Genomic DNA, 18,550 nt, shown 5'->3' with positions numbered 1-18,550 from the left:
AGCTAGTTGGGCCTCAGACGTCGTGCTGCAGCCGCTTGACGAATTGCTGGGTGCGTTCCTGCCGCGGGGCCCTCAGGACCTCCGCGGCGGGCCCGCGTTCCACCACTACGCCGCCGTCCATGAAGATGACTTCGTCGGCCACTTGACGTGCGAAGGCGAGTTCGTGGGTCACGATCACCATGGTCCACCCCTCGTCGGCAAGTTCCTTGATGACACCAAGTACCTCACCCACGAGCTCTGGATCCAGGGCCGAGGTGGGCTCGTCGAAGAGCAACAACTGGGGTTTGAGGGCCAGCGCGCGCACGATTCCCACACGTTGTTGTTGCCCGCCTGACAACTCGAAGGGGTAGGCATCGCGCTTGTCCGCGAGCCCTACCCGGGCCAGGAGCCGCTCCGCCTCGGCCACCACTTCCGCCCGCGGCCGTTTCTGGACTTGGACAGGTCCCTCGATGATGTTCTTCAGCACCGTCATGTGCGGGAAAAGGTTGTAGTGCTGGAACACCATGGCACTGCGGTCACGCAGGGCAGCGATCTCCCGCTTGCCCACCGTGCCGGCGAAATCGAGGGTCAGTCCCGCGCCGGACCCCCGCACCGTACCGGCGTCGGCGTCCCCGAAGGTGACGGTCCCGGCGTCGGGCACTTCGAGGCCGTTGAGCGAGCGCAAAACGGTGGTCTTCCCCGAACCGGAAGGCCCGATCAGTGCAACCACCTGGCCACGCAGGACATCGATGTCGATGCCGCGCAGCACCACGTTGCTGCCGAATGCTTTGGCGAGGCTGCGGGCGGACAAAACCAGCCCGGTGCCTGCTGGGGAGGCGTAGCTGGGCTCAGTGGGCGACATATCGGTCCAATCTGCGCTCCAGGGCGGACTGGCCCGTGGAGAGGACGAGGCAAATAACCCAGTAGACCAAAGCGGCTTCGAGGTACAGGATCATGAATTCCTGGCTGAACGCCGCGATCTGCTGGGCATTGCGGAAGAGCTCGGTGACCAGGATGAGCGAAGCCAGAGAGGTGTCCTTCACGAGGGAAATGAAGGTGTTGGAGAGCGGGGGCACCGAGACCCTGGCCGCCTGCGGGAGGATAATCCGCACTAGCGTTTGCGGCCGGGACATTCCGATGGTGTGCCCTGCCTCCCATTGGCCCTTGGGCACGGAGAGGATCGCGGCGCGGATGACCTCCGCCGCGTAGCCGCCCACATTGAGGGAAAACGCGATGATGGCGCTGGGCCACGGTTCCAGCTTCACGCCGATGCTCGGAAGGCCATAGAAGATCACGAACAGCTGCACCAGCAGGGGAGTGCCGCGGATCACGGAGACGTAGAAGCGTGCGACGCCGGAGAACACCCGGTTGGGACTCAAGCGCAAGAGTGCAACAAGGAGTGCCAGCGCCAGGCCCAGGGCGAACGACGCCAGGGTCAGGGGGATGGTGCCCGTGACGGCGCCGCCGATGATTGGCCCGAAGGAGCTCCAGACGAGATCCCAGTTGAAGGTCATCTGTGTGGCCGCCGGCTACTTGGTGACGTCTGCGCCGAAGTACTTCTGGGAGATCTTGGCCAGGGTGCCGTCGGCTTGGAGATCCGCCAGGGCCTTGTCCACGGCGGCCTTGAGCTCGGTGGATCCCTTGCGGAAGACCAAAGCGCTTTGGGTCTTGTCGCTTGTCTCCGCCGCGATCTTCAAGCCGGAGTCCGGGGTGGTCTTGGCGTAGTCGAGGTAGGTCAGTTTGTCGTTCACGGTTGCATCCACGCGTCCTTGGCGGACCAGGGTTGCGGCCTGCGCCCAGCCCTCGACGGCCTGGACGTTGGCTCCTGCGCCAACTGCCATCTTGTAGAAGTTGCTGGTGAGCGACTGGGCGGTGGTCTTGCCCTTGAGATCGGCGAAGCTGTTGATGGACGTGTTGTCCGACTTGGTCACCACAACTCCGGTAGACACCGTGTATGGCGCCGAGAAATCGTACTTGGCCGTGCGCTCGGGGTTGATGGAGATCTGGTTGGCGATAGTGTCGAAGCGCTTGGAATCAAGGCCCGCGAAGATGCCATCGAACTGGGTTTCCTGGAAGGTCGCTTTGACTCCGAGCTTCCCGGCCACGGCCTGTGCGATTTCGACGTCGAAGCCCGTGAGCGGACCTGCACCGTTCTCGTGGAAGCTGAATGGACGGTACGTGCCCTCAGTGGCGATAACGATCTCGCCCTTGGACTTGATGGCGGACAGCGACGTGTCTCCGCCCGACGTCGACGACGGCGATGGCCCGCCGCCGCAAGCGGACAGCGCCAGCGCGACGGCGGCAAGGGTTGCGGACAGTGCTGTGCGGCGAGTGGGCAGGCTCTTCATGAAAGCCATCTTAGTCACGGGCCTGGACTTCATGGGTCTCGTCTGCAGGGGCCCCTTCCGGCTCCTGTTCCGAAATGGACGCTTAAAAAGGCTGAGTGGGGGCGGTCCCCAACAGCCCGCCACCACTCATCCCCCCAAATGTGCTCCCGCACGCGCCACGAACCTTGGAAACCCGTTCATTGATTCAAAGGTCAGGCTGCGTCGCCTTCACACATCCATGATTATGTCACGATATAATAGATTTGTGAAAGAGGTTACGCGGTATGTTTTTACTATTGCGTTGACATTACCGCGCGGCTAGCCCGGCGCGCAATGACCTTGGAAAGCCAGATGCCTCCCAAACCGAGCGCGCTCGCCAACGCAGCCGAGTAGTTGATGAGCGGCCGCAGCCACGCGAACGCCGCCGGGATGAGCGGGAAGACCTGCGAGACGATCAGCAATCCGAGGCCCAAGAGCAGTGTGGCCGAGGCGGCCCGCAGTAGGGCAGGGCCGGAGCGCCGCACGGAACGCCACATGCCCGGGACGAGGCATGCGGCAACGTAGCCCGGATAGAACCTGCCCAAGGCCGCATAGATATCAACGGCGGGTCCTGGGTCCAGATCATTCAGGCCAACAGTGGAGTCCCTCGTGTCCATCGAGAAGAAAAAGGACGCCGTGAGGACCGCGGTGGCTCCCAAAACGGCCAAGCCTACTGGCCCCCTGATGGCGCGTTCGCCGCCGGGCGAAGCAAAGGCCTTGGCCACCTTGATGCCCATGAGAAGTAACGTCCCGTAGAGCAGGAACCGGAGAAGCAGGTTACAGACATTGACATTGCCGAGCCACGCATCGATCAGCAAGTAGGGACCCTCGATGCTGAGCAGGATGTCAAGTGAAATCAGCGCGAACAGGACCAACATCATCCGGTTCTCGCCCCGTATGGCGCTGGGAATGCGGAGGGCCGTCAACGCGAGGCAAACGGAGAGCGTGGTCCACTGCAGGACGGCGATCATCCCAGGTTCTCCCAGATTCTGTTGGTGTGGTCAGCTTCTTGCTCTTGGCGGCGCAAGGTCTTGCCACGGGCCTGTAGCCGCTCGCTGGCCAACAAAGCCAGTTCGCCTTCACTCAGCCGGTCCAGGGCCTCCCGCCGCGCTCCGGGGGGCCAGCCAGCTTCAGACTCCGTGACGAGGCCGCTGGCCACGAGGCCTCCCGCCGGTCCGACGCCGGCGGCGCGCGAGGTTGCCAAGGCCAGTTCCGGGGGCAGCCGGTTAGCTGTCAGATGAGCGGAGAAGTTCTGTGGCGCGATTCCCGTAGCGTCGCTGACCCGGTGACGCAGCTCGCCGCCGTCGATCGCATCCACCCAGTTCCTGACTGACGTCGCGTGCGGTGTGTCTGCCAGGATCAGGGGCGGGCGGCCGTCCTGGGGTTCGGAACGTTCCACGACGGCCCGCAATAGATCCATGGTGGAGACCTGGCTGATGAGTTCCGCGGCAGTGGGCGGAACCGGAGTCCCGCGAAGCGCCGCGTAGGCTTCGAATTGCGCCAAGGCATCGAATGGATTCACGTCGAAGGCCCGGCTGATGCTCACGAGCGATGTCTCCGCAACCTTGCCGCGCACCAGTTGCTGGGCCAAAGTAGTGCGTTTCACTCCCGAGAAACGGCAGACATCGGCCGTGCTGGTGTTCGGGGCGATCCCGTGCAACCAGCGCTGGAATGCCTTGGAAGGGAGGGACATGAACCACTTTCTGATAGACGGTTTTCGGTGGGCAGTTTCTGACAGGAGAGAGGTCGATTTTACGATGCGGGCACATTGAATTATGCTTGATTCTCGAACCCGCTGGTCCGCACACCCCCCAAGTACGGACCAGCGGGTTCTTCCATGCTCCGGCCTTCCTTTCTGCGCTGGCCCTTTCCGTGCTGGCCCTTTCCGCTGAGGGGCGGAGCAGTGAGAGGATAGACCAATGACTGCAACGCTTGTCGCCAAAGAGCTCTCCGGCGGCCACGGTCACCGCACCTTGTTCTCGAAGCTCTCCCTCACAGTCGCGCCCGGAGACGTCGTGGGTGTCGTCGGCGCCAACGGTGCCGGGAAATCCACGCTCTTGCGCATTCTTGCCGGAGCTGACCGTCCCCAAGAGGGCACAGTCAGCCTCGCTCCCGCTGACGCCTTTGTGGGATGGCTACCTCAGGAACACGAACGCACTCCAGGCGAAACGGTTGCCGGCTACATTGCCCGCCGCACGGGTTGCGCCCAAGCCACGGCGGACATGGAGGCTGGCGCCGACGGTCTCGCCGCCGGGACCCCGGAGGCCGATGACGCCTACTCCCTGGCTTTCGACCGCTGGATGGCATCGGGTGCCGCCGACCTGGAGGACCGGATCCCCGGGGTGTTGGCGGAACTGGGCCTGGAATCAGGTCCGGACGCCCCCATGACGGGACTGTCCGGTGGGCAGGCTGCCCGCGTTGCCTTGGCCGCGCTCCTGCTGAGCCGCTTCGATGTGGTGCTTCTCGACGAACCCACCAATGACCTGGACCTCGACGGACTCGCCCGGCTCGAGTCTTTCGTCCAAGGCCTGAGGGGCGGCGCTGTGCTGGTTTCGCATGACCGCGAGTTCCTGGCACGTTGCATCACCAAGGTGCTGGAACTGGACCTGGCCCAGAACAGTGTGGCGGTCTACGACGGCGGTTACGATTCCTTCCTCGAAGAGCGGGCAGTAGCAAAGCGGCACGCCCGCGAACGGTACGAGGAATTCGCCAACACCAAGGCAGACCTTGTGTCCCGGGCCCGGACCCAGCGCGAATGGAGTTCGCAGGGCGTCCGCAACGCCATGAAGAAGAACCCGGACAACGACAAGATCCGCCGCGCTGCCAGCGTTGAGTCTTCGGAAAAGCAGGCCCAGAAAGTCCGGCAGATGGAGTCGCGTATCGCCCGGCTTGACGAGGTGGAAGAACCGCGGAAGGAATGGCAGCTGCAGTTCAGCATCGGCCAAGCTCCGCGCTCCAGTTCCGTCGTCGCAACCTTGCGCGACGTCGTCGCGCATCAGGGCGATTTCACGCTGGGACCCGTCAATCTCCAGCTCAACGCGGGCGAACGCATCGGCATCACCGGACCCAACGGTGCAGGAAAGTCCACCCTCCTGCGGCTCCTGCTAGGGCTTCAACAGCCCGACGCCGGGGACGCCTCCATGGGCGTGTCCGTGGCGATCGGCGAGATCGACCAAACTCGCGGACTGCTGGCGGGGCACCTCACCCTGGCAGACGCCGTCGAATCCGTCCTGGTCGAATGGAACTCAGCCGACGTCCGTACTCTCTTGGCGAAATTCGGCCTCAAGGCGGACCACACGTCCAGGACCGTGGATTCCTTGTCCCCGGGCGAGCGCACCCGGGCGGCGCTCGCGCTGCTCCAGGCTCGCGGTGTCAATCTGTTGGTCCTGGACGAACCCACCAACCACCTCGATTTGCCGGCCATCGAACAGCTGGAGGATGCACTGGACAGCTACGACGGCGCACTCCTACTGGTCACGCACGATCGCCGCTTGCTCGAAAACGTCCGGCTCGATTCCCGTTGGCACATTGACAACGGCACCGTGACTGAACTGCAGCACACTTCCGGAATGGGGAATCACAAGTCATGAGCATGGATGGCGTCGCCTGGCGCTCGCTCTACAACATGACCCGGGCCAAGAGCGGCTCCCAGCCGTTCTCCCGGGAGACCATCAAACGCGTGCTGGCGTTCGCTAAGCCGCACCGCAACAAGTTGATAGCGTTCGTGCTGGCCTCCATTGTGGGCGCAGTCCTTGCGGTGGCCACCCCGGTGCTCGCTGGCCGGGTGGTCGATGCGATCATTGCCCGCTCCGGAGTGGACGTGGTGATAGGGCTGGCCGCGCTCATCGCCGCTGTGGCCGTCGCCGATGCCGGGCTTGGCTTATTGACCCGCTGGTTGTCTTCAGTGATCGGCGAAGGCGTGATCGTGGATCTGCGGACACGTGTGTTCGACCACGTGCAGCGCATGCCCATCGCCTTCTTCACCAGGACCCGCACCGGAGCCTTGGTCAGCCGGCTCAACAACGACGTCATCGGAGCCCAGTCGGCTTTCGCAGGCACCCTCTCCGGAGTGGTCAGCAACATCGTGTCCTTGGCCCTGACGCTCGTGGTCATGCTCAACACGTCCTGGCTTGTCACGGTGCTGGCGATGGTGCTGCTGCCGATCTTCCTCATCCCCGCCCGCCGCATGGGCTCCAAGCTGGCCGACCTGCGCCGCGAAGCCGCGTCACACAACGCCGCCATGGGAACCCAGATGACCGAGCGCTTCTCGGCCCCTGGCGCCACGCTCGTCAAACTGTTCGGCCGCCCCGACGAGGAGTCCGCGGAGTTCGCCCTGCGCGCCGGCCGCGTGCGGGACATCGGCGTCCGCACCGCCATGCTGCAGTTCACGTTCATCACGGCGCTGACACTCGTTTCGGCCCTCGCCCTCGCGCTCGTCTACGGACTGGGCGGCTGGCTTGCGCTGGGCGGTCAGCTGGCAGCCGGCGACGTCGTCGTCCTGGCGCTCTTGCTCACGCGCCTTTATGCGCCGCTCACCGCGCTGTCCAACGCGCGTGTGGAAATCATGAGCGCGCTGGTCAGCTTCGAGCGGGTCTTCGAAATCCTGGACCTGGAGCCGCTCATCCAGGAAAAGCCCGACGCCGTCGCGGTGCCGCCGGGACCTGTTGCGGTGGAGTTCGACGACGTCCGCTTTGCCTACCCGTCCGCGGACAAAGTCTCCCTCGCGTCGCTGGAAGACGTCGCCACGCTGGATACCCGCGGCGGTGAGGAAGTCCTCCACGGAATCAGCTTCCGTGTGGAGCCCGGGCAGACTGTGGCGCTGGTGGGGTCCTCGGGCGCGGGCAAGTCCACGGTGGCCCAGTTGCTGTCCCGCCTTTACGACGTCGACTCCGGCACCGTGCGCCTGGGCGGGCACGGGCAGGGGACCGGCCTGGACATCCGTGACGCTACCTTTGACTCCCTTCGCGCGACCCTGGGCATGGTCACGCAGGACGGGCACCTGTTCCATGAAAGCATCGCCTCCAACCTGCGACTCGCCAGGCCCGGGGCCACGGATGAAGAAATGTGGGATGTGCTCGGGCGGGCGCGGCTCGAAGCCATGGTCCGCTCGCTGCCGGACGGCTTGGAAACCGTGGTGGGGGAGCGCGGCTACCGCCTTTCCGGCGGGGAACGCCAGCGGCTCACCATCGCACGCCTGTTGATTGCGCAACCGCGGGTTGTCATCCTGGACGAAGCCACGGCGGCCTTGGACTCCACGAGTGAAGCCGCTGTCCAAGCGGCCCTGGGCGAGGCACTACAGGGACGCACCGCCGTCGTGATCGCTCACAGGCTCTCGACCATCCGGGCCGCTGACGTCATTCTGGTGGTGGAGGACGGGTCCATCGTTGAGCGAGGCACGCACGCAGAGCTTCTCTCGGCGGACGGTCGTTACGCAGAGCTGTACAACACGCAGTTCGCCGAGGCCACAGCCGTGGCCCAAGAGGCTCTTCCGAAGCTGTAGGAGCGGGGCGTCTCCACCTGGCCGGGGCTGGCTGGTTCGACCGGCCTCGACGGTGTCACGCTGAGCCAGTTTTTGGCGCCCAGCGCCGGAGCCAACCCTGGAAACTCGGGGGTTCGGGAGTCGGTCACGGCCAAAAACCTGCGCCAAGTGACGCTAGTGCGGCTGCTTCAGCTTTGGGTGTGTTGACGAACCTCCGGCGCAACTTCCACGCGGTTTCTGCCAGCAGACTTGGCTGCATACAGTGCCATGTCGGCCTCTTTGAGGAGCCGTTCGCTACTGACCCGGTGGTCGGGAACGTAGGCCGAAACCCCAGCGCTCACCGTGAGGGTCCCCGAGGGATTCCCGGAATGCGCAATGCCCAGGCTGTGCACTGCCGCCAGGGCGCGCTCCAGCCTCGTTTCTGCCCCGGACACAGTCTGGTCCGGCAGCAGGAAAAGGAATTCCTCCCCGCCGAACCGGTAGATTCCATCGCTTTGACGCCCTTGGCCTGCGAGGGAAGCCGCGACGGCTTGCAGCGCCAGGTCCCCCGCTTGGTGGCCGTAGATGTCGTTGTAACTCTTGAAATTGTCCACGTCGCAGATGGCCAGGCTGTAGTCCGTCCCGTAGCGTGCGCATTTGTGGTGCAACTGTTCCAGGTCTTCCGAGAGCTTCAGACGGTTATGCAGCTTTGTGAGGGGATCGGTCCGGGCTTGCTCCGCGAGCGCAGCGCGGTAGCGCGCAAGGTCCGCATGCAGCGAAGTAACCCTTTGCGCCACTAGGAGGCGGGTATGCAGCGTGAACGGATCAAGTGGCTTGGCGACGTAGTCGTCGGCGCCGGCCTTCATGCCGGCGACGACGTCCTCCCGTGAGTCCTTCGAGGTGACAAGGACAAGGTAGGTGTAGGAATCTTCTTCCGCGGAGCGGATGGCCCGGCAGAGGTCCAGACCGTCGAGTCCAGGCATCATCAGGTCAGTCACGACCACCTGCGGGCGGTGCTTCCTATACAGTTCCCAGGCAGAGCTGCCGTCCGCGGCCACGATGCACTCGTGGCCGGACTGCTCCACTGCCGCCTTGGCTACCAGACGCGAACCGAAGTCGTCGTCCGCGACCAGCACCTTCATGGGGCCACCGACAGGGCGTCGTCCAGTGCTTTGTCAACAAGGAGCAGCTCGGCCTCAAGACTGGCGAGGAGGGCGCGATCAACAGGCGCTCCGTCCGACGAGCTGTGTTCCATTTCCTCGCACATCCGGGCCGCGCGTGCGGCTCCAATGTTCGCTGCCGAGCCTTTCAATTTATGGGCTATCTGGCGGAAAGCGTCTCCGCCCCCGTTGTCCAAAGCGTGCCGGAGTGCTTCCAAGGTTGGTTGAATGTCCTTCCGGAAGGCACGTGCCGCGGCGGGCAGCAGCCCCAGCCCGCCCGCCGGGCCGAGGTCGCGCAATGTTTCCAGCCTTGCGGGGTCGAGGGCAGGTTCTGTGCTCTCCTTCGGTGCCTCGGGAATCCACCGCGAGAGAACTTGGTCCAATTTGTCCATGTCCACCGGTTTGGTGAGGTAGTCATCCATCCCGGCGGCAAGGCACCGGTCACGGTCCTCATCCAGGGCCCCGGCGGTCATGGCAATGACGGGGAGCCTGCGGTGGCCATTTTGCCGTTCCCGAATGGCCTTGGTGGCCTCGAATCCGTCCATGACGGGCATGTGGCAGTCCATCAGGACCGCCGCGTACTTGCTCGCCGCGGTGGCGGCGACTGCTTCACTTCCGTCGGCAACGACGTCTGCTTCGTACCCTAGCTTTGCGACCATGCTCCGGGCCACGAGCTGATTGACCTCATTGTCCTCGACGATCAAGATCAGGCCGCGGGAAGGCTGGCTGATGCTCACGGGGACTGCGGGAGAAACGCTGGGAGCGCCGATTGGATGGGTCGCCACAAGGCGTATGAGCCGATCGTAGAGTTCGGAACTGCGCACGGGCTTCGTGAGCCACTCCTGGACCCCGGCCGCTACGAGTTCGGCTTTGTCCACGTTCATGGTGGATGTCAGCATGATGATCCGGGTGGATTCCAGTTCGACGTCGGTACTCAGTGTGTGGGCCAATTCCAGGCCGTTCATGTGGGGCATGCACATATCGAGCACCGCAATGTCGAAGGGACGTCCGGCGGCGGCTTCCTCGCGGCAACGGTCCAGGCCCTCTTGGGCGTTGCTTACAGCCTCAGGATTCATCCGCCAGCCCGCCAACTGCCCCTCGAGCACCAAGCGGTTGGTCGCGTTGTCGTCCACCACCAGGACCCGGAGTCCGGTCAGTTGGTCGGGAGAGATCGACGGCGGAGCTGCGGCTGGGCTTGTCACTCCTAATGGAAGGGTGGCCCAGAAGGTGCTGCCGTTCCCCAGGGAGCTGTCCACTCCGATCTCGCCACCCATCACTTCTGTGAGCCTCCGCGAGATCGCCAGTCCCAGGCCGGTTCCGCCATAGCGCCGAGTGGTGGAGGCGTCGGCCTGGGAGAAGGACTCGAAGAGCCTGAGGTGATCGGCTGCTTCGATCCCGATCCCGGTGTCCCGGACTTCGAAGCGCACCCGAACGTTTGCGGCGTCCTGCTTCATGACCTTCACGCTGATGACGACTTCCCCGGAAGGAGTGAACTTCACGGCGTTTGAGGCCAGGTTGAGGAGAATCTGCCGGATGCGACCGGCGTCGCCGACGAGCATCGCGGGAACTTCCGGCCGGCAGTACGCGATCAGTTCCAGGCCTTTTGCCTGGGCGGCTTCGGCCAAGAGGGCCGCGAGCTCCTCCACGAGGGTGCGTGGGTTGAAGGGGGCGGGGTCCAGGTCGACCTTGCCCGCTTCGAGTTTCGAGAAGTCCAAAATGTCGTTGATCAGGGTCAGCAAGGCTTCGCCCGCCCCTTTGACTCCTTCCGCATATTGCCGCTGGGTTTCCTCCAAGGGGGTGTCCAGCAGCAATCCGGTCAATCCGATCACGCCGTTCATCGGTGTGCGGATTTCGTGGCTCATCGTCGCCAGGAACTCCGACTTCAAGCGGCTGGCTTCCTCGGCGGCCTCGCGGGCCGCAACCAGCTCGGACTGGGCCTGGCGGCGTTCGGTGATGTCGCGGGATATTGTGGCGACTCCGTGGATGCCGTCCGTGCCGCGGATGGGGGACATCGTAACGGAGACAGGAAAGATGGAACCGTCACTGCGGATCCGTGACGTTTCGTAGCTATGCCTCTCCCCGCCGGCCCTAATGGCGGCGAGCAGCGATTTTTCTTCACCTTGGAGTTCATCCGGGATGAGGAAGGAAACATGCGTGCCGATGGCCTCGGCTGCGCTATAACCGTAGATGCGCTCCGCCCCCGGATTCCAGCTGGTGATGACACCTTCCAAGGTCTTGCCCACAATGGCGTCCGCCGAGGAGTTGACGATCGCCCCCAGGCCTTCGAGTTCCGCCGTGCGCTGGGCAACCTTGGATTCCAGGTCCCGCGTCAGCGCGATGTTCTCCAGGATGATGAGGGTCTGGCGGGTGATGGCCAGGGCCAACACGGTAAGGCCTACGGACTGGAGGAACGGGTCGCTGGGACGCCCGACCCGTATGGGCGCCACCATGACCGCTCCGAAAACAGGCACGTAGGGGAGTAGCTCCAACGCCAAGGTGTAGAAGCGCCGGTCTTTCCGGGAACGTGCCGAGTAGGGGACCAGCGGGGCGAGGGCGATCAGCAGGAACGCTGCGATCCAGCCCGCGGCCAAGGGTGTTCCAGTCAATCCGGTGACGCCGTCAAAGGTCATCTTCACATAGGTGCTGTCGGTGAACGCCAGGACCAGGAGTCCGCCGCCCAGGCAGACCCACCTGAGGCGCTCTCCAGGTGCCCTCCGCATGGTCAGTACGAGGACGATGGAGACCATGACGAAATCGGCAACAGGATAGGCGAGGCCGGTGAGATGGACGAGGATGTCCTGCCCTTCGGCCTTGTACATGGAACCGAGCACCGTGGCCCAGCTCATGAAAAGCACGGCGGAGGCGATTACTGCCGCATCCAACAGTCCGCGGAGGAAGGCTACCCGGGAAACGCGGGGACGCGGGAACAAGTAAAGGGCGATCGCGGCCGGGATCGAATAGCCGACGAAAGCGGCGTCGGCTATGGAAGGGTAGGGGTAGTCGTGGTCCAGCGTGAGCCCGTAGAAGGACCAAATTGATTGACCGATGGTCCAGACGAGTATCGCAAGGGCCATGACCCACCAAGCACGTGCGCTTTCGTCCTTGCGCCGTGCTGCGCGTGCGCAACTGGCTAAAGCGGTCAGTGCGGCTGCCAGTATAGCGAGGTCACCCGCTGACTGTGCGGCCGACGTCCCCGGATTTGCTCCAAGGACAACAGCCAGGATGACCACCGCCATGCTGATGCCAATGACCATCCAGGATAGGGCGGGCTTTCGCCTCCCGTGCCCGCTCATGCCGACTCCCGTGTTGCAATGGCGGGAACACCTGCGGGAAAACCGGGAAGCACGTTGTCCGGAGTGTGGAACAGCCAGAGTGCGAGGCCTCGATACGCGGCCCAGTCGCCGTCGCGAACCCGCAGCGACGCCGTGCGGCTGTCCCTTGACGTGGACCAGACCCGAACGATGTCCAGGGCAATCGGTTCGGCCCCCGGCAGCGCCACATGAACGCGGCCGGCCTCTGGCAGTGCGTCGGCCTCCACCCGGACGGCGGCACCACCCATGGAGATATCAAGCAGTTCTCCTGGAACCCCCTCAACAGTGACGGGTAGGTTGACGGTGACCCGGTGGGCGCTCCTTCGTGACGTGGCAAATTCGGCGGCACGGATCCGGAGTGTTCCCAGCACCAGGACTGCTCCGGCCAACACCAGCCAGACGCCGGCGGCAATCGTGGAGCCGGGACTTGTCCGCCAGGGCACCCATCCCAGGACTCCCGCGGTTGCGTAGAGAATGATCGCGGCAACGATGAAGATCAACACAAGAAGGATTCGCGGGGCCCGCCCGCGGAGTCGAAGTTCCGCGGCGCCTTTGGGAGTGACTTGAAACTCCAAGGTCTTGCGGGAGACGAGCCACCAGAGGCAAGCCATGCCCACGGGGACCCGGAAGATCCTCAGGGCGAACGCCGTCGGCCAATGGATCTGGTGGCGCATGAGTCTTTTGGCGCCCCACAAACGGATCCAGAACATTGCTCCAAAAACGAGGGTGAACTCCACGGGACCGGCGGTGGAAGTCTGGGCTCCCGAGATCATGACCGCCATCGGAATAAAGAACGCAACCAAGGTGGCAATGCCTTCCAGCCACCATAAAGTTCCGTTGAGGTATTCATGGAAGTTCCGCCAAGTCATCCAGCTCTTGGCGGAACAAAGGCGCTCGTAAGTCAGGATCTGCATAGCGCCCATACCCCAACGGCGGCGTTGCAGCAGGTACTGATCGGCCGTTGCCGGGGCCAGGCCCACTGCCAGTGTTTGATGGTGGTACACGGTCTTCCATCCGATCCGGATGAGCTTGAGGGTGGTGTGCATGTCCTCGGTGATGGTTTCCGTGGCTACTCCGCCTACCTCACGCAGCGCTTTGACCCGGAGCAGCGAGGTTGACCCGCACCAGAACGGCCCCGCGCCGGGAATGTTGCGTGAGGGCATGAGGACGTTGAAGAACAACCCTTGCTCGCCGGAGATTCCGTCGTCGTCGAAGGCTCCCGAGTTATAGAAAGCCTGTGGCCCCTGGATGAGGGCGATTTCCTCGTCGGCGAACCATCCCAAGGTGGCCGTCAGGAATGTAGGCAGGGGGACATGGTCGCAGTCCAGCACGGCAATGATGTCGATTGGGTCTTTGCCGGCTGCTTCCTCCGCAGCCATCAGATCCAGTGCGTGGTTCATGTTGCCCGCCTTGGCATGGTCATGCTCCGCGCGGGTGACAAAGCTCGCGCCGAAAGATGCGCACATCTCGGCAACCCACGGGCGGGATCCGTCATCCAACACCCATGTTTCGTGGCTCGGTTGGAGGGCACAGGCCGCCGCGATGGTGGGGGCAAGAACCTCCACCGGCTCGTTGTAGGTGGGGATCAACACGGCGACCCTCATGCCATTGGGCGGTTCGGCAACCGGCTCCGGCGCATGACAGTCGATGTTCCACAGCGTGATGGACTTCAGGACCAGCCCCACAAGCGGGAGGGCCTCAAACGCCACCAGCGTCCAGGCGATGGCATGATCCCAGCCTCCAAGCGGCATGGTGAACGCTATGCGCCAGGTCAGGTAGAGCAACAAGGCCGCGATCGAAGCTATCCCGCCGGTCCTGGCCATTCTGCGGGAACGCGGAGCCTCGGGCGCGGGCGAACCCAGCTGCGCTGCCCAAGCTGCGATTCCCGCCGTCGAGAAGGTCTTGACCTCCAGCGGAGTGTCACGGAACGGTGTCCGTTCTCCACCGGCCTCTCCGCCGACTTCTCCACCGACGGTTCCCCGGGCGCGTCGGCGTTGTTCAAGAGATTGCATGCGATCCCCCAGCTGGATCTGACAATGCAGCCTGTATCAAGTTAAAACAAACTGTGCGACCACTATAGCCAGTTCCCACCGTATTTTCATGGGAAAACGGTGAAGTTTACGCCCAACCAGAAGGAGAATTATCGCGGAGCGGAAAGGCCTTGCTTTCGCGAGAGAAAAGGCAGCACATGGTCCGTCAGGAGCGGGGCCAGATCGTCCGGAAGTTCAGCCACGAGGTCTAGCCAACGGATCTCCGCGATTTCGGCCGAGGGGTGGGCCTCCCAGGTGCCCGGAGCGGTGAAGACGGTGGCCTGGATGTCCGTGGCGGCCTCATTGGCGGCGACGGCGAGCCAGCTGCCCAGGGGCTCCAAGTCCGCGGAGCCGATGGTGATTCCCACTTCCTCGGCCAGCTCGCGGGATGCCGCCTCGGCCGCGGTTTCTCCGGGTTCCGGCTTGCCTCCAGGGTGCATGAATTTGTCCGTACCGCGCTTTCGGACCGTCAGCAGCCGCCCGGCGTCGTCGTAGACGCAGACCGCGCTGACCACGAGCAGATCCTTGGCCGGGCTGTTTTGGCTCATCGCTCTCTCCTCAACTGCGATTCCAGCAGCAGATCCTTGGCTGGTCCCTGCACGTCCCAGGCGTAGCTAAAGGCATCGGGTCCGCCCCAGAAGTAGTTGACCTTGTAGTCATCGGGATCGCACCAGTGCCGGTCTTCGTTGGCACGGCCGATGAAGCTCATGCGGTGGAAAGGTTTGCCATCCGGGAAGTAGACGTCCATTGCGGCCGGGGAGTCCGAGGGGCGCAGGAGGTATTCGCGGAAGGCGGGGCCGGTGTGGGTAGGCCAGGTCATGGTGCCGTCCTCGCGAAGGAGGAGCCCGCCGTCGGGGGTACCTGAATAGCGCACGACGCCGGTGAACGTACCGCGGGTGCCGCTCGCCCGGTCCCACAGGGACCGTTCCACGGTCCAGCCGCCCAGCAAGTAGGCCCGCAGGTCCTGCGTCGGAGACGAATTGCACGGCTGGTCTTTCACGTGCCCTCGATTGGAATCGAACCAACGACACCGGCTTTAGGAGAGCCGTGCTCTATCCACTGAGCTACGAGGGCCTGTGCACGTCCTGAACGCTCCGGGGAGCCGCTGGCTGGGCACGCATACAAGCATACAAGCTGCCGGGGCAGCCCCCGAACACCGAGCGTCGGCAACACCGACAGCCCGGCACGTCGGTGCACTGCCGCTAGGCTGGCGGGCATGAGAGAGCAGATGACCGTGCCGGCCGCCCCCGGCGACTACCTGCCGGACCTGGCCTCGACCCGCTCGTTCATTGGCGGCTGGGCGCAATTGAGCGTGGTGCAGTATTTCGTGGCCGAATCGGCAGTGATCGAAGCCTGGCACGGGCTCGAGGCCTATGATCGCCGGACCGGTTTCATCAGCGACCTTGGCGCGATCAACTGCGGGATCTACGAGCACCGCGACATCTGTTCGCCGCTCCATCTGCTCATGAACGCGTCCTTCGTGGTGCAGGGCCTCGGAATGCTGTTCGGGGCACTGCTGCTCAGCTCCGCGCTCCTGTGTATTGCTGCCCGTCCCGGCGTGCGGATCCAGCAAGGCGCCGCCTATCGCAAAGCGTGGAACTCCGCCGTCGTGGTCCGCATTCTGACAGGCATCTCCGGGCTGGGAACCGTGGTTGTCGGATTTGTGCCGGAAGACCTCCGCTCTCCTCTGCATCTTGTTGGCGCCCTCATGTTCTTCATCGGCGGGGCATTCGCCCTGGTGCTCCTCGGGCTGCTCTGGCTGCCGCATACGCCTATGAGTTGGTTCATTCTGGTGTGTGGAACGGTGTCGCTGGGAGCCCTCGTGGTAGGTGGACTGACCCGGATGGACGTCCCCGAACCCGGAACCTTGGAACGCCTGATGGCATATCCGATCACCGTCGGATTTTGCGCTGCGGGGCTGGTGGTGGCGCAGCGCGTCCGTGAAGTACGACGGACGGCGGCGCGGGTTGCATGACGCTGAGCTTTCGGGGGTACCCTCATGTCTGTGAGCGGGCAGTCTGTGTATCATGAGTGCACTCACCGGAATGGCGCCGGGCTGAGGGTTCCACGCAGTCTTGGCGCCGACTAGATTGATCGACACAGCAGAACATAGGACCCATGACTCATCAGCTTGTTCTGCGTCGTCCGGGACACGCAGGCTTCATATTCCGCATAAAGGCAACGTCCTACCTCTCGGTTTGTGCCTTTCGGGACGTTCGTGGGCCGATCGCCCGACGGCGGCAGGCCACATAGCGATGAGCGCCCAGACACTGCCCGCCCAGGAATCCCGGCTTCCTGATGACGCCCTGCACGCCGCTGCGGAAGTGGTCTTCGCCGCTGCGGAACGGATCGCCGTCGACTTGTCGGACGACGGCATCGTTGAGGTCATCCTGCCGCCCAACACGGTGGTCCGCTCGCCTGAAGCGCGGGCTGCGCAGCCGCTGTCCGCGCTTTTGCGGAAGGACGAAGGGTGCCGCTGTTGCTGACAGTGACCGGAGTCCTGTCAGTGACGAACGACGCGCGCCTCGCCTACACGAATTCCACGGTTGTTTCGGCATGTGCCTTGCTGGGGGAGAGCCCCGTGGATCGGGTGATCGCGCATTACCTCCTGCGCGCAAAGTCGGACTCGGTTCCGGCCCGGTTCTTCACCTCCGAGGCAGAAGCCCGCGACTGGTTGAGAGAGCACCACCGTGGATCATGAGCCCCAGGATCCACGACTCCTCGCCCTGGTTGAAGGGGTGGTCCGGATTGCGGACGGCGACCTCAGCACGCGGATTCCAGTCTCTGGCCCGCGAGACGAAGTGGCCGCCGTCATCACCGGTATCAATCTCATGGCGGACGATCTCCAGGCCATCTACCAGGAGCTCGAGGAGCGGGTCGAAAGCCGCACCGCCATGCTGCGCGAGGCCCAAATCGAACTTGAACGGATGGCACTCACCGATCCCCTGACACAGTTGGCCAACCGCACTGCGCTCAACCGGGCCCTGAGCCACGAACTCCTGGAGGCGGAGCGCGGAGAACTTCCCCCCGCGCTGCTCGTTTTGGACCTGAATTCGTTCAAGGGGATCAACGACACCCTGGGACACGGGGCTGGCGATACTGTCCTGCAGGTCACCGCCAAACGCTTGCTTGCCGCAGTCCGCGACGGCGACACGGTGGCCAGGTTGGGCGGGGATGAGTTTGCCGTCATGCTGCCCAAATCCAATGCGGCGCACGCGCGCGGAGTGGCCAAACGGATCCTCCGGGCGGTGGGCGAGAGCATCGAGATCGGTGAAGTTCGAATCATCTGCGGAACCAGCATCGGGCTCACGGTTGGCGAACCAGGGCAGTCAGTGGACGACCTCGTGATGGAAGCCGATACGGCCATGTATGCGGCAAAAGCCGAACAGCGAAGCACTGTCAGGGTCTTCGAGCCGGCATTGTTGTATGCACGCCGACTCCAAGGCCTCATGATCTCGGAGCTGCGTGAAGCGATCCGGACAGATCAGTTGGTCCTCCACTTCCAGCCTGTTGTTGAATTGAGCTCGGGCAGGATTGAAGGCGCCGAGGCGCTGGTGCGGTGGAACCACCCCGACAGGGGATTGCTGATGCCGGATGCGTTCATACCGTTGGCCGAGGAAACGGGCATCATCATCGATCTCGGCTATTGGGTTCTTCGCCAAGCGATGTGGCAACTGCGCGAGTGGCAGGATGGCCCGGGCGTGGACGACGACTTCAGCATGCGGGTCAACATTTCGACCACCGAACTTCAAAGCCTGGAATTGATTGAGCATGTGCGGGAAGTGCTCGCCGAAACCGGAGTGGAAGCATCCAGCCTTGTTATCGAACTCACGGAGTCGATGGCGGTGAATGGCAGCGACATCGACAAATACTCGCTGACAGGCCTCCGGCGCTTGGGAATCCGCTTGGAGATCGACGATTTCGGCACAGGCTATTCGTCCATCAGCTATCTACGCAACCTCCCCGTCAACGTGGTCAAGATTGACCGGTCCCTGATCCAAGGACTGGGTACGGACGACAAAGAACGGGACTTTGTGGCGGCGGTTCTTCAGCTCATCCATGCGTGCGGAATGCAGGCCGTCGCGGAAGGCATCGAAACAGCAGAGCAAGCGGCTGAGCTCTCCCGCTTGGGTTGCGCGAGTGGTCAGGGGTACTACTTCGGACGACCCATGCCGCCGGAGAAATTCGCGAAACTGCTGCGCGGCGCCTGAGGCCCCGTTGAGGATGTGTGAAGGGCACCGGACCT

At 63.8% G+C, this 18,550-nt stretch carries 16 protein-coding genes and 1 tRNA gene; 6 read left to right on the top strand and 11 right to left on the bottom strand.

Annotation, left to right across the window (positions count from 1 at the left end; all coding sequences use genetic code 11):
• Nucleotides 1-13: 13 nt before the first annotated feature.
• The 5 genes from HNP00_RS08305 to HNP00_RS08285 form a co-directional block, all read right to left on the bottom strand.
• Complete coding sequence (locus HNP00_RS08305; protein ID WP_184737844.1) at nt 14-841, bottom strand: amino acid ABC transporter ATP-binding protein; 828 nt, start codon at nt 839-841, stop codon at nt 14-16.
• The gene (locus tag HNP00_RS08300; RefSeq protein ID WP_184737842.1) at nt 828-1,493 is read right to left on the bottom strand and encodes an amino acid ABC transporter permease; all 666 of its coding nucleotides are present in this window, start codon (nt 1,491-1,493) and stop codon (nt 828-830) included. The genes HNP00_RS08305 and HNP00_RS08300 overlap by 14 nt, the downstream gene beginning before the upstream one ends.
• Before the next feature lie 15 nt (nt 1,494-1,508).
• Nucleotides 1,509-2,327 (bottom strand): amino acid ABC transporter substrate-binding protein, encoded by an 819-nt coding sequence (locus HNP00_RS08295; RefSeq protein ID WP_184737840.1) that lies wholly within the window; start codon nt 2,325-2,327, stop codon nt 1,509-1,511.
• Between the two features lie 272 nt (nt 2,328-2,599).
• Nucleotides 2,600-3,316, bottom strand: coding sequence for a hypothetical protein (locus HNP00_RS08290; protein WP_184737838.1), 717 nt, complete (start codon nt 3,314-3,316; stop codon nt 2,600-2,602).
• Nucleotides 3,313-4,038, bottom strand: a complete 726-nt coding sequence (locus tag HNP00_RS08285; RefSeq protein ID WP_184737835.1) for a hypothetical protein — start codon at nt 4,036-4,038, stop codon at nt 3,313-3,315. The genes HNP00_RS08290 and HNP00_RS08285 overlap by 4 nt, the downstream gene beginning before the upstream one ends.
• A 226-nt stretch (nt 4,039-4,264) precedes the next feature.
• Here HNP00_RS08285 and HNP00_RS08280 point away from each other — a divergent pair, with 226 nt between their 5' ends.
• On the top strand, nt 4,265-5,935 hold the full coding sequence (locus tag HNP00_RS08280; RefSeq protein ID WP_184737834.1) for an ABC-F family ATP-binding cassette domain-containing protein: 1,671 nt from the start codon (nt 4,265-4,267) through the stop codon (nt 5,933-5,935).
• Nucleotides 5,932-7,845, top strand: a complete 1,914-nt coding sequence (locus tag HNP00_RS08275) for an ABC transporter ATP-binding protein (protein WP_184737832.1) — start codon at nt 5,932-5,934, stop codon at nt 7,843-7,845. The genes HNP00_RS08280 and HNP00_RS08275 overlap by 4 nt, the downstream gene beginning before the upstream one ends.
• Nucleotides 7,846-8,012: 167 nt before the next feature.
• Here the strand turns inward: HNP00_RS08275 and HNP00_RS08270 are convergent, their stop codons facing one another.
• From HNP00_RS08270 to HNP00_RS08245, 6 genes are all read right to left on the bottom strand, one after another.
• Nucleotides 8,013-8,945, bottom strand: coding sequence for a diguanylate cyclase (locus tag HNP00_RS08270; RefSeq protein ID WP_184737830.1), 933 nt, complete (start codon nt 8,943-8,945; stop codon nt 8,013-8,015).
• Nucleotides 8,942-12,256 carry a response regulator gene (locus tag HNP00_RS08265; RefSeq protein ID WP_184737828.1) on the bottom strand — a complete coding sequence of 1,105 codons (3,315 nt, stop codon included), beginning with the start codon at nt 12,254-12,256 and terminating at the stop codon, nt 8,942-8,944. Before HNP00_RS08265 ends, HNP00_RS08270 begins: the two co-directional genes overlap by 4 nt.
• Nucleotides 12,253-14,286 (bottom strand): glycosyltransferase family 2 protein, encoded by a 2,034-nt coding sequence (locus HNP00_RS08260; RefSeq protein ID WP_184737825.1) that lies wholly within the window; start codon nt 14,284-14,286, stop codon nt 12,253-12,255. Before HNP00_RS08260 ends, HNP00_RS08265 begins: the two co-directional genes overlap by 4 nt.
• A gap of 128 nt (nt 14,287-14,414) precedes the next feature.
• The gene (locus HNP00_RS08255; RefSeq protein WP_184737823.1) at nt 14,415-14,852 is read right to left on the bottom strand and encodes an NUDIX domain-containing protein; all 438 of its coding nucleotides are present in this window, start codon (nt 14,850-14,852) and stop codon (nt 14,415-14,417) included.
• Entirely contained in the window at nt 14,849-15,304 is a 456-nt protein-coding gene (locus HNP00_RS08250) for a DUF6314 family protein (protein ID WP_184737821.1), read from the bottom strand. Before HNP00_RS08250 ends, HNP00_RS08255 begins: the two co-directional genes overlap by 4 nt.
• A gap of 1 nt (nt 15,305) precedes the next feature.
• Nucleotides 15,306-15,378: transfer RNA gene (locus HNP00_RS08245), tRNA-Arg, on the bottom strand.
• A gap of 142 nt (nt 15,379-15,520) precedes the next feature.
• Between HNP00_RS08245 and HNP00_RS08240 the strand changes: the two genes are divergently transcribed.
• From HNP00_RS08240 to HNP00_RS08225, 4 genes are all read left to right on the top strand, one after another.
• Nucleotides 15,521-16,279 (top strand): hypothetical protein, encoded by a 759-nt coding sequence (locus HNP00_RS08240; protein WP_184737819.1) that lies wholly within the window; start codon nt 15,521-15,523, stop codon nt 16,277-16,279.
• Nucleotides 16,280-16,559: 280 nt separating this feature from the next.
• Entirely contained in the window at nt 16,560-16,790 is a 231-nt protein-coding gene (locus HNP00_RS08235) for a hypothetical protein (RefSeq protein ID WP_184737817.1), read from the top strand.
• Nucleotides 16,775-17,005, top strand: coding sequence for an STAS/SEC14 domain-containing protein (locus HNP00_RS08230; RefSeq protein WP_184737815.1), 231 nt, complete (start codon nt 16,775-16,777; stop codon nt 17,003-17,005). Before HNP00_RS08235 ends, HNP00_RS08230 begins: the two co-directional genes overlap by 16 nt.
• A complete protein-coding gene (locus HNP00_RS08225) occupies nt 16,995-18,515 on the top strand; it encodes an EAL domain-containing protein (protein WP_184737813.1) in 1,521 nt (506 codons plus the stop codon). The genes HNP00_RS08230 and HNP00_RS08225 overlap by 11 nt, the downstream gene beginning before the upstream one ends.
• Nucleotides 18,516-18,550 lie beyond the last annotated feature (35 nt).

This window comes from Arthrobacter sp. AZCC_0090, from assembly GCF_014207375.1.
GTDB lineage: Bacteria > Actinomycetota > Actinomycetes > Actinomycetales > Micrococcaceae > Arthrobacter.
Note: the sequence above shows the minus strand (reverse complement) of the source record. Positions and strands in the feature narration are given on the sequence as shown.

Bases quoted from the DNA above. Each gene is read 5' to 3' on its own strand.
- HNP00_RS08305 (WP_184737844.1), bottom strand. From the start codon at position 841: ATGTCGCCCACTGAGCCCAGCTACGCCTCCCCAGCAGGCACCGGGCTG.
- HNP00_RS08300 (WP_184737842.1), bottom strand. From the start codon at position 1,493: ATGACCTTCAACTGGGATCTCGTCTGGAGCTCCTTCGGGCCAATCATC.
- HNP00_RS08295 (WP_184737840.1), bottom strand. From the start codon at position 2,327: ATGAAGAGCCTGCCCACTCGCCGCACAGCACTGTCCGCAACCCTTGCC.
- HNP00_RS08290 (WP_184737838.1), bottom strand. From the start codon at position 3,316: ATGATCGCCGTCCTGCAGTGGACCACGCTCTCCGTTTGCCTCGCGTTG.
- HNP00_RS08285 (WP_184737835.1), bottom strand. From the start codon at position 4,038: ATGTCCCTCCCTTCCAAGGCATTCCAGCGCTGGTTGCACGGGATCGCC.
- HNP00_RS08280 (WP_184737834.1), top strand. From the start codon at position 4,265: ATGACTGCAACGCTTGTCGCCAAAGAGCTCTCCGGCGGCCACGGTCAC.
- HNP00_RS08275 (WP_184737832.1), top strand. From the start codon at position 5,932: ATGAGCATGGATGGCGTCGCCTGGCGCTCGCTCTACAACATGACCCGG.
- HNP00_RS08270 (WP_184737830.1), bottom strand. From the start codon at position 8,945: ATGAAGGTGCTGGTCGCGGACGACGACTTCGGTTCGCGTCTGGTAGCC.
- HNP00_RS08265 (WP_184737828.1), bottom strand. From the start codon at position 12,256: ATGAGCGGGCACGGGAGGCGAAAGCCCGCCCTATCCTGGATGGTCATT.
- HNP00_RS08260 (WP_184737825.1), bottom strand. From the start codon at position 14,286: ATGCAATCTCTTGAACAACGCCGACGCGCCCGGGGAACCGTCGGTGGA.
- HNP00_RS08255 (WP_184737823.1), bottom strand. From the start codon at position 14,852: ATGAGCCAAAACAGCCCGGCCAAGGATCTGCTCGTGGTCAGCGCGGTC.
- HNP00_RS08240 (WP_184737819.1), top strand. From the start codon at position 15,521: ATGAGAGAGCAGATGACCGTGCCGGCCGCCCCCGGCGACTACCTGCCG.
- HNP00_RS08235 (WP_184737817.1), top strand. From the start codon at position 16,560: ATGAGCGCCCAGACACTGCCCGCCCAGGAATCCCGGCTTCCTGATGAC.